Below are 12,935 nucleotides of genomic sequence, written 5' to 3'. Positions count from 1 at the left end.
AATCCGGATACTGGATCGCCTACCGACCAGGCAGGAGCGATCCATGACCCAAACCATGAAAGCGGCCGTCGTGCACGCATTCGGCGAACCGCTACGCATCGAGGAGGTGCCCGTGCCGACGCCGGGGCGCGGCCAGATCCTCGTCAACATCCAGGCATCGGGCGTGTGCCATACCGATCTGCACGCGGCCGACGGCGACTGGCCGGTCAAGCCGTCGTTGCCGTTCATTCCGGGCCATGAAGGCGTGGGCATCGTCGCGGCGGTCGGCGCGGGCGTCACGCATGTGCGCGAAGGCGATCGCGTGGGCGTGCCCTGGCTCTATACGGCCTGCGGCCATTGCGAGTACTGCTACACGGGCTGGGAAACGCTGTGCCATGACCAGCAGAACACCGGCTATTCGGTGAACGGCAGCTACGCGGAATACGTGCTGGCCGATCCCGACTACGTCGGCCATTTGCCCGCGCAGGTTGCGTTCGACGAGATCGCGCCGATCCTGTGCGCGGGCGTCACCGTCTACAAGGGCATTCGCGTCACCGATACGCGCCCGGGCCAGTGGCTCGCGATTTCCGGTATCGGCGGCCTCGGGCACGTGGCCGTGCAGTACGCGCGCGCGATGGGCCTGCACGTCGCGGCCATCGACATTTCACCCGACAAGCTCGCGCTGGCGCGGCAGCTCGGCGCACAACTGACGATCGACGCGTCGATCGACGATCCGGCCAAGGTCATCCAGAAGGAGATCGGCGGTGCGCACGGCGTGCTCGTCACGGCCGTGTCCCGCAGCGCGTTCGCGCAGGCGCTCGGGATGGTGCGGCGCGGCGGCACGGTGGCGCTCAACGGCTTGCCACCCGGCGATTTCCCGTTGCCGATCTTCTCGACCGTGCTGAACGGCATCACCGTGCGCGGGTCGATCGTCGGTACGCGGCGCGACCTGCAGGAATCGCTCGATTTCGCGGCCGACGGCCTGGTGCGCGCGCACATCCATCGCGACCGGCTCGGCAACATCAACGACGTGTTCGCGAAACTGCGCGCAGGCAAGGTCGACGGGCGCGTCGTGCTGACCGACATGCATTGATGCGCTGCACGCAGCGCGTGACGTCGATGGCGCGACGGCGCCGCGCTGCTCATCGTTCCGCCGGAAACCGCTCCTGCAGCGCATGCAGCCAGCGCGCGACGACATCGAGTTCGTCGTCGGAAAACCCGTCGCACAGCTTGCCGTTGAGTTCGCGCAGCAGCACGCGTGCACGCTTGAGTGTCGCGTGGCCTTCGTCGGTCAGGTACAGGCGCGTCGCACGGCCGTCGTCCGAATCGGCATGACGCGTGATCAGGCTGGCTTTCGCCATCCGGTCGGCGAGCCCCGTCATCGCGGACGGCGCAAGCTGCAGCGCGGCGCCGACTTCGCCGATCAGCGCGCCATCCTGTTTCGCGAGGCAGAACAGCGCGCCGGCCTGCGCGGCGCTCGCGCGCGTCTCCGTCTCCGCCTTGCGGTCGATCCAGCGCTGCACGCGCCGCTGGCCGATGTTCAACATGAAAAACAGTCGTCGGTCTTCGCTCAAGCTGGGTTCCCGGCTGCAATGGAAAGGGAGGGACGGCCCGCGGCGCGCGGCGTGTCCAGTGCCTGCGCGAGCCAGTCGGCCACGCTGGGCCACAGCACGGTGCCGGGGCGGCTGCGGAAGAAGCCCATGTGCCCGACCGGGCCGCTGCCCGCCACGTGCGGATCGATCTGGCGGCGTTCGACCGCCGCGCGGGTCAGATAGCTTACCAGCAGCCCGATCGCAGCCTGGTTCGCCCACGGGTCGTCGTCGAAGCCGAGCACGAGGATCGGCAACTGCTGTTTCGCGTAACGCTCGGCCGCGCCGAGTGTCGGATCGTCGAAGAAATAGTGCGGCAGCGTCGTCCAGCGGCTCCATTCGCGGAACACGCCGGCCGGCATGTCCTCGCCGAGCCCGAGCCGCTTGCCGGGCACGTAGCCGAGCAGCGCGGACATCAGCGGGCCGAGCACGCGCAGGATCAGCCGCACCTTCAGGCGTTCGGCCGCCTGCGCGATCAGCCGCGTGCTGCCCGCATGCGCGGCGACCAGCACGGCCGCGCGCAGGTGCGGCGTGGCGGCGGACAGCCCGATCGCATGCCCGCCGACGCTATGCCCGACCGCCAGCAGCGGCAAACCTGCGTACGCCTGCCGCGCCCACGCGGTCGCGCCGCCCACGTCGAGTTCCATCCAGTCGCGCATGCGGGCCTTCAGCGCGCCCAGGCGCGCGGGCCGCGACGCGCCGATGCCGCGATAGTTGTAGGTGAGCGCCGCAAAGCCGCGTTCGGTCAGGAAGCGGGCGAAGCCCGCATACAGCCGCTCGGGCACGGCCGTCGCCGGATGGATCAGCACCAGCGCGCGCGGCTCGGCGTCCGGCGACCACAGCGTGCCGCGCAGCGCGTAGCCGTCGGCGGCGGAAAACTCGATGGGTTGGGCGGTCACGGCGGTCCTCGTTCGGGGAGTTATTTCGTATGCGAAATATAGTCCGTGATTTATTTCGCGCACGAAATATCTGTCGAGGATTCATTCGAACCGGGTTCCCGCGAGCGCGACGGGCGGGATCCGGCGACGCCGCTCGCGTCATAAAACATTTGCATCTTTACATAGAAGAATATTGCGTTTGTTTCATGATGAAGATCGACGTATCGTCACCGGTTCCATCCGTTCCGCCGGCCGCCGCGCACGGCGGATCGCGAGGCGCCGCCGTCGCGCGGCCGTTTGCCAACCCTCCGGGAGATCACGTTGTTGAGCCGAATCGTCACGGCGCTCATGCTGGCGCTTGCCGCGCAGCCGGGCATTGCCAAAGACACCGTCACGCTGCGCGTCGGTGAACAGAACTACTTCAACATCCAGGCGTCGATGGAGGCGTCCGGCGTGCTGAAGGACCTGCCTTACACGATCGAGTGGAAGCATTTCCAGGCCGCCGCGCCCGTTGCCGAATCGCTGAACGGCAATGCGATCGACGTCGGCTTTCTCGGCGATTCCGCGCTGCTGACGCTGGCCGCGCGCGGCGCGCCGGTGAAGGTCGTCGCCGTGTCGAGGCAGAGCCTCGACGGCGTCGCGATTCTCGTACCGAAGAACTCGCCGGTGCGCACCGTGGCCGACCTGCAAGGCAAGACCATCGCCGTGTGGCGCGGTGCGTGGAGCCAGCAGCTCGTGCTGCGCGCGCTCGAACGCGCGGGCTTGCGCGCGGATTCGGTCAAGTATGCGTACCTGATGCCGATCGATGCGACCAACGCGTTCGCGAACGGCTCGGTCGACGCCGTGTCGCTGTGGGAGCCGTTCGTCAGCACGCTCGCGTTGCGGCAGGGTGCGCGGCCCGTGACGACCGCGCAGGGGCTGATGCCGGCGCTGAGCTTCGTGGCCGCGAACGAGCAGGCCGCCTCCGGCAAGCGCGCCGAGATCACCGATTTCCTGCGACGCGTCGTGGCCGCACGCCAGTGGGTCGACAGCCACCCGCGCGAGTATGCGGACCTGTGGGCGAAGCGCGCGAAGCTTGAGCCCGACGTTGCGTACCGCTGGCTCGACAACGCGAAGCAGCGCGTCGGCCCGGTCGACGAGACAGCCGCGAGGGACGCGCAGAACACGGCCGACTTCCTGCACAAGGCCGGCGTGATTCCGGCCGCGTACGACACGTCGAAGCTGCTCGACCGCTCGTATGCGGGCGCGTTCGCGGCGCCTGGGCAGAAAGCGGCCGCCGCGCAGTAAGCGGACCATCCCGGCCACGATTTCCGATCGAGAACCACGAGGACATCCCGACATGCCAGTCGACATCATCGGCATGATCACCGCGACGCCCGGCGCGGAGGTCGACGTACCGGGCGGCGCGGCCGTCCAGCCCGACTACGTGCGCCGTTTCGCGCAGGCGCACGAGGCCGCCGGCTTCGACCAGATCCTGGTCGGCCATTTCAGCAACGCGGCGGACGGTTTCATCGTCGCGTCGTTCGCGGCCGCCGCGACCGAGCGCATCCGCATCCTGCTCGCGCATCGGCCGGGCGTGATCGTGCCGTCGGCCGCCGCGCGGCAGGTCGCGACGCTCGACGTATTCAGCGGCGGCCGGCTCGCGCTGAACGTCGTGTCGGGCGGCGACGATACGGACCTGCAGCGCGACGGCGATTTCGTGCCGCACGATGCGCGCTACCGCCGCACCGGCGAATATCTCGACGTGCTGAAGCGGATCTGGCAGGCCGACGCACCGGTCGACCACGACGGCGCGTTCTACCGGCTGCGCGGCGCGTCGCCGCTCGTGAAGGGCGTGCAGCGGCCGCACGTGCCGATCTATTTCGGCGGGTCGTCGCCGGCCGCGCTGGCGGTCGCGGGCGAGCACGCCGATGTCTACATGACGTGGGGCGAGCCGCTCGCGTCGGTGCGCGAGCAGATCGCACGCGTGCGTGAGGCCGCCGCACCATTCGGGCGTGCGCCGCGCATCAGCGTGTCGTTCCGGCCGATCGTCGCCGACACCGAGGCTGCCGCTTGGGAGAAGGCCGAGGCGATCCGCGCGCGCGTACGCGCGGCACGGCTCGCGAACGGCCAGCCGATCGCCGGCCATGCGCCGCAGAATGCGGGTTCGCAACGGCTGATGGCGGCCGCCGCGCAGGGCGACGTGCTCGACGAGCGGCTGTGGATGGGCGTCGCGAACCTGACCGGCGCGCGCTGGAATTCGACCGCACTGGTCGGCACGCCGGAACAGGTTGCGCGCTCGCTCGGCACGTATTACCGGTTGGGCGTGTCGACGTTCCTGATTCGCGGGTTCGATCCGCTCGACGATGCGCTGGCCTACGGGCGCGACCTGATTCCGGCGATTCATGCGCAGGTCGCGGAGCTTGACCGGTCTCACGCGGCGGTGACGGCGTAGGCTCGGCGCTCCACCCAACGGCGTTGTGTCGCGCGCCCCGGCATGGCCGGCATGGAATGCCGGGGCGATGTCACGTCGGGCATCGTCCTGTTAACGCGCTCAGAACGACGGCAACCCCGGCGGATTGGTTTCGGCGCGCGCGATCGCCTCGCTCTGCAAGCCCCAGCGCGCGAGCGCCTGCCCATAGCGCCCGTTGCCGATCAGCGCGTTCGTCGCCAGCGTCAGCGCGGGCGCGAGCCCGCTGCCGCGCCGCGTCGCGATCGCCACGTCGGCATTGGCCGGCCAGCCCGCATTGACTACACCGACGCGGCGGATCTTGCCCGTGCGCGCGGCCTCGTACGCGAGCGACGCATTCGGGTTCAGCTCCGCATCGGCGCGGCCCGACAGCAGCGCGACACGCGCGGTCGCATCGTCGTCGAAATAGAGCAGCTCGGCCGGCTTCAACCCCTGCGCGACGTTGCGCTTGTTCCATTCGAGCAGGATGCGCTCCTGGCTCGTCCCCGCGCCGGTGATGATGCGCAGGCCGGCGATATCCTTCGGCTCGGCGATCTTCGAAATCGGGCTGCCGGTGCGTACATAGAAGCCGTGCAGCCCGAGCCGGTAGGTCGTGAAATCGTATTTCTCCTTGCGCTTCTCGGTCACGCCGACGTTCGAGATCACCGCGTCGTACTTGCCGGACGTCAGCCCGAGCGGCCAGTCGGCCCACGCGATCGGCAGCAGCACGAGCGTGCGGCCGAGTGCGTCCGCGACGAGCTGCGCATAGTCGGGATCGGCGCCGACCACGGTGCGCGCATCGGTCGCGTAGGTCGACACGGGCGGCGCGTGCGGTGAAATCGCGACCGTGAACGCGCCGTCGCGGACCCAGCGGTAGCCGGCCGCCGCGCGGATCGCCGCATCGTCGGGTGGCGCGCGCAGGCGGCCGGCCTGGCGCGGGTCGAGGTCGGCCGTGGCGGCGGCCGCGGCCGCGTCCGCCGCGTGCCACGGCAAGCCCGCTGTCGCGACCAGCGCGGCGGTCATGAACCGGCGTCGGTTGGTCATCGTGCGGCACCTCGTGGATCGGAAGCGGCGCGCATCACAGCACCCTCGACAGGAACGCACGCGTACGCGGATGCGACGGCGCGTCGAGCACGACGGCCGGCGGCCCGGCTTCGACGATGCGCCCGCGCTCCATGAACAGCACGTTGTCCGCGACTTCGCGCGCGAAGCCGATCTCGTGCGTGACGATCACGAGCGTCGTGCCCGAACGCGCGAGTTCCTTGATCACGTCGAGCACCTCGTTGACGAGCTCGGGATCGAGCGCCGACGTCGGCTCGTCGAACAGCAGCACCTTCGGGCGCAGCGCGAGCGCCCGCGCGATCGCGACGCGCTGTTGCTGGCCGCCCGACAACTGGCGCGGGTACGCATCGGCTTTATCCGCGAGACCGACACGCGCGAGCAGCGTGCGGGCGATGCGCTCGGCGGCGTCGCGCGAGATGCCGCCCACGACGACCGGCGCCTCGACCAGGTTTTCGAGCACTGTCAGGTGCGGGAACAGGTTGAAGTTCTGGAACACCATCCCGACGGCGGTGCGCCGTATCAGCACGTCGCGTTCCTTCAGCTCGTGGAGCACGTCGCCGTCGCGGCGATAGCCGATCAGTTCGCCGTCGATGTCGATGAAGCCGTCGTCGACGCGTTCGAGATGGTTGATCGTGCGCAGCAGCGTCGACTTGCCCGAGCCCGACGGCCCGACGATCACGGTCACGCTGCCTCGCGGGGCGACGAACGACACGTTGTCGAGCACGCGCTGCATGCCGAACTGCTTCGAGACGCCATGCACGGCCACTTCGCCGCCGGCGCGCGGAGCGACGGCGGTCGCGGCGTCGTTGTCGTCCCGGGCCTGCGCGACCGATGCCGCGTGACGGGACGTGACACGCCGCCACAGCACGCCGAGGCGCGCGAGCGCGAACGTGAGTACCGACGGCGGCGGGTTGCGCAGCGCGCCGCGCGCATAGTGCCGCTCGACCTGCACCTGGATGGCCGACAGCACGGTCAGGATGATCAGGTACCAGACGGTGGCGACCATCAGCAGCGGAATCACTTCGAGATTGCGGCGATAGATCACCTGCACCGTATAGAACAGCTCCGGCATCGCGAGCACGTACACCATCGACGTGCCTTTCGCGAGCGAGATCAGGTCGTTGAACGCGGTGGGCAGGATCGCGCGCATCGCCTGCGGCAAAACGATCCGCGTGGTCTGGCGGCCGCGCGGCAGCCCGAGCGCGGCGGCCGCTTCGAGCTGCCCCTGGTCGACCGCGAGAATACCGCCGCGAATCACCTCCGCGGAGAACGCCGCGTGGTTCAGCGTGAGGCCGAGCACGGCCGCGAGGAACGGGCTGATCAGGTCGGTCGTCGGCGTGTCGAACCACACGATGTCGGTGAACGGCACGCCGAGCCGCACATGCTCGTACAGGTAGCCGAGGTTGTTCAGGATCAGCAGCAGCACGATCAGCGGAATCGAGCGGAACAGCCACACGAAGGTCCATGCGCTCGCCGACAGCAGCCGCGAACGCGACAGCCGGGCCAGCGCGACGAACGCGCCGAGCACGAGGCCGAATACCGCGCCGAGCAGTGTCAGCACCAGCGTGCGCGCGAGCCCCGACAGCACCGGCGGCGACAGGAACCATTCGGCGAACACCGGCCAGCCCCATTGCGGGTTGCCGAGGATCGAATGCAGGACGATCGCGATCAGCGCGACGGCGAGCACGGAGCCGGCCGTGCGCGACCGGTGGCGCGCGGGCACGATCCGGAAACGCGTGCCGGCGTCGCGCGCGCCGGGGGAAGAGAGCGGCGGCAGCGCGCCGCCGAGGTGGGTCGTGTCGCTCATGTCGGTGGAAATCCTCGAATCGGTCGGGCGGGCGCGCCGCGCACGGGCGGCGCGGCAGTGGGCATCAGGCGTGCGCTTCGGCCGCCGTTTCGCGCGACGCATCGGGCGCCGCGTGGCGACTGGCCTTGCGCGGCAGCCCGAGGTGGTCGCGCAGCGTTGCACCGGGCAGGTCGCGGCTGTAGCGGCCCCGCGCCTCGAGCGCCGGAATCACGAGTTCGACGAAATCCTCGACGCCCTGCGCCTGCACCGCGAAGCCGAGGATGAAACCGTCGCCCGCGCCCGCGTCGTGCCAGCGGATCAGCTCGTCGGCGACATGCTCGGCCGTGCCGATGAAGTTCGGGCGCGGCGTGGCGACCGCGAGCGCCGTCTCGCGCAGCGACAGGCCTTTGCGCTTCGCGTCGGCCTTGATCCGGTCGGTGGTCGAGCGGAAGCTGTTGCGGCCGAGCTCGCCGAGTTCCGGGAAGGGTGCATCGAGCGCGTACTGCGTGAAATCGTGGTGATCGAAATAGCGGCCCAGGTACGCGAGCGCCTCGTCGATCGTCAGCAGGTTGCGGATCGCCTGGTATTTGTCCTCGGCCTCGGCCGCCGTGCGGCCGACGATAGGCCCGATGCCGGGGAAGATCTTCACGTCGCTGCCTTGCCGGCCGTGCTCGATCGCGCTCTGCTTCACGCGCCGCGTGAACGCGGTGGTTTCGTCGAGCGACGGCGAGTGCGTGAACACGGCATCCGCATACTTGCCTGCGAGCCCGATGCCGGTGTCGGACGAACCGGCCTGGAAGATCACAGGCTGCCCCTGCGGCGAGCGCTGGATGTTGAGCGGGCCCGCGACCTGGAAGAAGCGGCCGTGGTGATCGAGCGTGTGGAGCTTGTCGCGGTCGAAGAAGCGGCCGCTCGCGCGGTCGCGCACGAATGCGTCGTCGTCCCAGCTGTCCCACAGGCCCTGCACGACGTCGAGGTATTCGTCGGCGATCTCGTAGCGCAGCTCGTGATCGGGATGCGTCTTGCCGAAATTCTTCGCGGTGCCTTCGAGCGGCGTCGTCACGACGTTCCAGCCCGCGCGCCCGCCGCTGATCGCATCGAGCGACGCGAGCTGGCGCGCGACCGTGAACGGCTCGCTGTACGACGTCGAGATCGTGCCCGCGAGCCCGATCTTCTTCGTCGCGACGGCGAGCGCCGACAGCACGGTCAGCGGCTCGAAGCGGTTCAGGAAGTGCGGGATCGACTTCTCGTTGATGTAGAGGCCGTCCGCGACGAACGCGAACGCGATGCCGGCGGCTTCCGCCTGGCGCGCGATGCCGATCGCGAAATCGAGGTTGATGCTCGCGTCCGGCGGGTTGCTCGGGTGCCGCCATGCGTTCATGTGGCTGCCTGCGCCTTGCAGCATCAGGCCGAAGGGGATCGATCGTCGGGTCGTCATGGGAGCGTCACGCGTTCTGGTCGGGGGAAAGGGCGCGGCCGGCCGCGAGGGCCGCCTGCAACGGCGTGGCCGACAGCGCGCCGCCGAGCCATTCGGCCGATGCGAGCCGCGCCGCGTAGTCGGTCACCGGCGAGTCGATCACGAACGCGTCGACGTCGAGCCGCCGGCTCAGCGCATCGAGCGCGCGGTGGATGCGCTCGGGCGTATCGGCCAGCACCGTCGGGCGCAGCTCGTCGATCCGGTAGTCGGACGCGCCGCTCTGCCGCGCGAATTCGGCGGCCGCCTGCGCGCTAGCGAGATTGAAGCTCTGGCCGCCCGCGAACTGCAGCTTGAAGATCTTCAGCGGCCCGATCAGCTGCTCGGCCTCGTCGCGGGTCGGCGCGGCCACCGCGTACAGCGCGACCAGCGGTTTCGTGCCGCCCGCGCTGCGGTACGCGTCCAGCGAGCGTTCGAGGTTCGCGTCGTCGCCGTTGAAATGCCCCGCGTAGCAGAAGCGCCAGCCGTTGCGCGCGGCGAGCGCGCCGCTGTCCGGCGAGCCGCCGAGCAGGACGCGTTCGGGCGGCTGCGGCGGCACCGGCATCGCGACGGCGCCGGCGAGCGGGTGATCCTCGGCGACGCCCCAGCCGAGAAACGCGTCGAGCTCCGCGAGCTGGCCCGCGAAGTCCGGCTTGCGCGCCTTGTCATGGAACCACTGCAGCGCGCGGGTGGTCAGCGGCAACCCGCCGGGCGCCTTGCCGATGCCGAGATCGACGCGGCCCGGCGCGAGCGCGGCCAGCACCTTGAAGGTTTCGGCGACCTTGAACGGGCTGTAGTGCTGCAGCATCACGCCGCCCGAGCCGACGCGGATGCGCGACGTGTGCGCGAGCAGGTGCGCGACGACGATCTCCGGCGCCGAGCTTGCGAAAGCCGGCGTGCCGTGATGCTCGGCGACCCAGAAGCGCGCGTAGCCGAGCTGCTCGGCGCGTTGCGCGAGCGTCGTGGTGAAGCGCAGCGCGTCGGCGGCGTTCGCGCCGTCGGCGATCGGACTCTTGTCCAGCAGCGAAAGCGAATAAGACATGGTGGGCGACGTTCCTGCGTGAGCGTGGATGGATGGGGCGCGCGGCGCTCAGATTTTCGGCAGCCCCGGCGGATTCGTGCGCGACTGGTCGATCGCTTCCGACGTGAGGTTCCAGCGGTCGAGCACCTGCTGGTAGCGGCCGTTCTTGATCAGCCCGTTCAGTGCGGCGGTGAGCGGATCGGCGAGACCGCTGCCGCGGCGCGTCGCGATCGCGATGTCGGCCGTGCGCGGCCAGCCCCCGCTGATCGCGCCGACGAGGCGCGTCTTGCCTTGCTGCGCGCTCTGGTACGCGAGCACCGAGTTCACGCTGAACACGGCATCGGCGCGGCCCGACTGCACGGCGACGATGCGCATCGCCTGGTCGTCGTAATACTGGATCTGCACGGGTTTCAGCCCGTGCGCGACGTTCTCGCGATCCCAGGCGAGCAGGATCTTTTCCTGGTTGGTGCCGGCGTCGGTCACGACACGCAGCCCCGCGACGTCCTTCGGCTCGCGGATCGCCTGGATCTTGCTGTCGTTGCGCACGTAGAAGCCGACCAGGTCGTGGCGGTACGACGAGAAATCGAACTTCTGCTTGCGCTCCTCGGTGACGGTGACGTTCGAGATCACCGCGTCGACCTTCCCCGATTCGAGCGCGAGCGGCCAGTCGGCCCACGCGAGCGCAACGATCTTCAGCTTGCGGCCGAGGCTGTCGGACACGAGCTGGCCGACGTCGGCGTCGAAGCCGATCACCGTGCGTGCATCGGTCGCATACGAGCTGATCGGCGGCAGGCTCGGCGCGATGCCGATCGTCAGCGTGCCGGGCTCGGCGAACTTGAACGACGCGGGCACCGCGCGCTCGACGGCCGCATCGGCCACGCCGCGCGGGCGGCCGCGCTGTTCGGGGCTCAGGTCGAACGTCGCGGCGGCCGCGGCTGCGGCGAACACGGTCAGGCCGATCAGCGCGGTGGCGAGCGTGCGCGCGGCACGGGAAGAAAGCGGTACGGCTCGTTGCATGAAAGCGTCCTGTGGTGGCAAGCGGAGATCGGAGGGAGGCAGGGGGCGGTCGCGCTCAGCGCGACAGCACCGGTTCGGGCACGGGCGCCCACAGGTCGGCCAGCGTCGACGTGCGCGACGGATCGGCGAGATCCTTGCCGAACCGCAGGTGGTCATACGCCTCGGGCGCGATCGACGAATCGAACAGCCGCGTATAGCCGGTGCGGTCGTACAGCGCCCATGCTTCGGGCTGGCGAAAACCGGTGGTCAGGTAGACGCGGCGATAGCCTTGCAGCACGGCGCGCAGTTCGAGCGCCTCGACGATGAGGCGCGCGAGGCCCTGGCGGCGCAGGTCCGAGCGGGTCCAGATGCGCTTGAGCTCGGCGGTCTGCGCGTCGTAGCGCTTGAACGCGCCGCCGCCGATCGTTTCGCCGTCGCGCAGCAGCAGCACGAAGGCGCCTTCGGGTGGGGCGAACCGTTCGGCCGGGTAGCGTGCGAGCTCGTCGCGTGCGGACGCGCGGCTGTCGGGGCGATACGCGTGGTAGCGGGTCGAATACTCGTCGATCAGCGCGTCGATCAGCGGCTGCGCGCGGACGTCGAGCGGCGTCGTGTCGATGAGGCGGTCGGTCGTGGCCATGGGCATCGCGAAGGGCGCGCGATGCGGACGTTCCTGGCGGGGTGCGGGCACGCGGCCCGTCCGGTCTGTTCCGTTATCGCGGCGCGGTTGTCGTGATGGCGGCGGCCGGTGCGTTTCCTGCTGCGATGCAGATGGCGGGCCGCCGCCGTTTTGAACACGTTAGCGGCGCGGCCGGCAAAGGCGAACGAAGCAATTTCGATAAGGATTTCGCGGCAGGCGTCAGAAGGCTTGCAGCGGGAGCGGGGTGGGGCGGAACGCGCGTGCGTCGAAGGCCGTGCTTCACGCATGCGCCACGCCGAATGACGCGAGCCTACGCGGCCCGCACTTCGGCGAGCAGATCCGGATGACGATCCAGTATCCTGAGCAGCTTCACGAGGGCGAGCGGCGGGTTCGTCTTGCCGGTTTCGTAGCGCGAGAACGCGTTGACACCGCCACCGAATATCTCGGCCGCCTCGCGCTGATCCAGCATCAGCTTCTTGCGTACCTTCGCAATGTACTTCGGGTCGACGATGGTCGCGTTCACCTGCTTGTTGAATTCGGTTATCGCGTCGCCGAGACGGGTCGCCTCGTCGAGGTCGAGAACCGACTCTCCGCAGGCCGGGCAGAAATCACCGGTGATATCGCGGACGACCGTCGATCGACCCTTGTACGTATAGGGAATGTCTCGTGTATCGCGGACCAGCTTGGCGGCACCGCAGGCAGGGCATTTCATTTTCACCGCTCCTTGAAAGACACGACCAGGACGTCGTCGACCACAGTCAGCTTCAGATACACGTCGCCACGCACGGTACGAGGCTTATATACGTCTTGCCAGATCGTATGGTCGGCATATGTCGTCATGCTCTTGTAGAAATCGTCGGCGGTCAGCGACATGACGATACCGACCGCCTCCCTTTCCGTAAAACCGAGTTGCCGGGCGCCCGATACCGCACTCGCGGTCAAACGCACGTTGCCGTTCTCGATGAGTGTTCTGACTCGAGACAGCTTGCAGTGAGGTGTGCTCTTTTCCATCTGCGATCATAACCAAAAGGGTTAATTTGTCAAGTTGGTTAATGGCGCACGCGTGCCGTCCGCCATGAATGGCAGACAGCACGGGAAAGAGATGA

The 12,935-nt window shown here is 69.0% G+C and carries 13 protein-coding genes; 3 read left to right on the top strand and 10 right to left on the bottom strand.

The window, feature by feature from the left end; genetic code table 11:
• The first annotated feature begins 43 nt into the window (after nucleotides 1–43).
• Nucleotides 44–1,072, top strand: a complete 1,029-nt coding sequence (gene adhP, locus HWX36_RS19405; RefSeq protein WP_175953762.1) for an alcohol dehydrogenase AdhP — start codon at nucleotides 44–46, stop codon at nucleotides 1,070–1,072.
• A gap of 49 nt (nucleotides 1,073–1,121) precedes the next feature.
• Here the strand turns inward: adhP and HWX36_RS19400 are convergent, their stop codons facing one another.
• Nucleotides 1,122–1,553, bottom strand: coding sequence for a MarR family transcriptional regulator (locus HWX36_RS19400; protein ID WP_175953760.1), 432 nt, complete (start codon nucleotides 1,551–1,553; stop codon nucleotides 1,122–1,124).
• Nucleotides 1,550–2,467 carry an alpha/beta hydrolase gene (locus tag HWX36_RS19395; protein WP_175953758.1) on the bottom strand — a complete coding sequence of 306 codons (918 nt, stop codon included), beginning with the start codon at nucleotides 2,465–2,467 and terminating at the stop codon, nucleotides 1,550–1,552. Before HWX36_RS19395 ends, HWX36_RS19400 begins: the two co-directional genes overlap by 4 nt.
• A 300-nt stretch (nucleotides 2,468–2,767) precedes the next feature.
• Between HWX36_RS19395 and HWX36_RS19390 the strand changes: the two genes are divergently transcribed.
• Nucleotides 2,768–3,733, top strand: coding sequence for an ABC transporter substrate-binding protein (locus HWX36_RS19390; protein WP_175953756.1), 966 nt, complete (start codon nucleotides 2,768–2,770; stop codon nucleotides 3,731–3,733).
• A gap of 52 nt (nucleotides 3,734–3,785) precedes the next feature.
• Nucleotides 3,786–4,880 (top strand): LLM class flavin-dependent oxidoreductase, encoded by a 1,095-nt coding sequence (locus tag HWX36_RS19385; protein ID WP_175953754.1) that lies wholly within the window; start codon nucleotides 3,786–3,788, stop codon nucleotides 4,878–4,880.
• Between the two features lie 99 nt (nucleotides 4,881–4,979).
• On the opposite strand, the gene HWX36_RS19380 is transcribed toward HWX36_RS19385, so the two are convergent.
• The 8 genes from HWX36_RS19380 to HWX36_RS19345 form a co-directional block, all read right to left on the bottom strand.
• A complete protein-coding gene (locus HWX36_RS19380) occupies nucleotides 4,980–5,918 on the bottom strand; it encodes an ABC transporter substrate-binding protein (RefSeq protein WP_175953752.1) in 939 nt (312 codons plus the stop codon).
• Between the two features lie 34 nt (nucleotides 5,919–5,952).
• Nucleotides 5,953–7,743 carry an amino acid ABC transporter permease/ATP-binding protein gene (locus HWX36_RS19375; protein ID WP_175953749.1) on the bottom strand — a complete coding sequence of 597 codons (1,791 nt, stop codon included), beginning with the start codon at nucleotides 7,741–7,743 and terminating at the stop codon, nucleotides 5,953–5,955.
• A 64-nt stretch (nucleotides 7,744–7,807) separates the two neighbouring features.
• Nucleotides 7,808–9,160, bottom strand: a complete 1,353-nt coding sequence (locus tag HWX36_RS19370) for an LLM class flavin-dependent oxidoreductase (RefSeq protein ID WP_175953747.1) — start codon at nucleotides 9,158–9,160, stop codon at nucleotides 7,808–7,810.
• 7 nt (nucleotides 9,161–9,167) lie between these two features.
• The gene (locus tag HWX36_RS19365) at nucleotides 9,168–10,217 is read right to left on the bottom strand and encodes an LLM class flavin-dependent oxidoreductase (protein WP_175953746.1); all 1,050 of its coding nucleotides are present in this window, start codon (nucleotides 10,215–10,217) and stop codon (nucleotides 9,168–9,170) included.
• A 48-nt stretch (nucleotides 10,218–10,265) separates the two neighbouring features.
• Nucleotides 10,266–11,213 (bottom strand): ABC transporter substrate-binding protein, encoded by a 948-nt coding sequence (locus HWX36_RS19360; RefSeq protein ID WP_175953743.1) that lies wholly within the window; start codon nucleotides 11,211–11,213, stop codon nucleotides 10,266–10,268.
• 55 nt (nucleotides 11,214–11,268) lie between these two features.
• Complete coding sequence (locus tag HWX36_RS19355; RefSeq protein ID WP_175953741.1) at nucleotides 11,269–11,829, bottom strand: GNAT family N-acetyltransferase; 561 nt, start codon at nucleotides 11,827–11,829, stop codon at nucleotides 11,269–11,271.
• A gap of 310 nt (nucleotides 11,830–12,139) precedes the next feature.
• Complete coding sequence (locus HWX36_RS19350; protein WP_175953739.1) at nucleotides 12,140–12,541, bottom strand: type II toxin-antitoxin system MqsA family antitoxin; 402 nt, start codon at nucleotides 12,539–12,541, stop codon at nucleotides 12,140–12,142.
• 2 nt (nucleotides 12,542–12,543) lie between these two features.
• Entirely contained in the window at nucleotides 12,544–12,840 is a 297-nt protein-coding gene (locus HWX36_RS19345) for a type II toxin-antitoxin system MqsR family toxin (protein ID WP_175953737.1), read from the bottom strand.
• Between the last annotated feature and the right edge of the window lie 95 nt (nucleotides 12,841–12,935).

This window comes from Burkholderia sp. BCC0405, assembly GCF_902833075.1.
Taxonomy (GTDB): Bacteria; Pseudomonadota; Gammaproteobacteria; order Burkholderiales; family Burkholderiaceae; genus Burkholderia.
This window is presented reverse-complemented; position numbering and strand designations above follow the sequence as displayed.

Coding starts and splice junctions, on each gene's coding strand:
- adhP (WP_175953762.1), top strand. CDS start 44: ATGACCCAAACCATGAAAGCGGCCGTCGTGCACGCATTCGGCGAACCG.
- HWX36_RS19385 (WP_175953754.1), top strand. CDS start 3,786: ATGCCAGTCGACATCATCGGCATGATCACCGCGACGCCCGGCGCGGAG.
- HWX36_RS19380 (WP_175953752.1), bottom strand. CDS start 5,918: ATGACCAACCGACGCCGGTTCATGACCGCCGCGCTGGTCGCGACAGCG.
- HWX36_RS19375 (WP_175953749.1), bottom strand. CDS start 7,743: ATGAGCGACACGACCCACCTCGGCGGCGCGCTGCCGCCGCTCTCTTCC.
- HWX36_RS19370 (WP_175953747.1), bottom strand. CDS start 9,160: ATGACGACCCGACGATCGATCCCCTTCGGCCTGATGCTGCAAGGCGCA.
- HWX36_RS19365 (WP_175953746.1), bottom strand. CDS start 10,217: ATGTCTTATTCGCTTTCGCTGCTGGACAAGAGTCCGATCGCCGACGGC.
- HWX36_RS19360 (WP_175953743.1), bottom strand. CDS start 11,213: ATGCAACGAGCCGTACCGCTTTCTTCCCGTGCCGCGCGCACGCTCGCC.
- HWX36_RS19355 (WP_175953741.1), bottom strand. CDS start 11,829: ATGGCCACGACCGACCGCCTCATCGACACGACGCCGCTCGACGTCCGC.
- HWX36_RS19350 (WP_175953739.1), bottom strand. CDS start 12,541: ATGAAATGCCCTGCCTGCGGTGCCGCCAAGCTGGTCCGCGATACACGA.
- HWX36_RS19345 (WP_175953737.1), bottom strand. CDS start 12,840: ATGGAAAAGAGCACACCTCACTGCAAGCTGTCTCGAGTCAGAACACTC.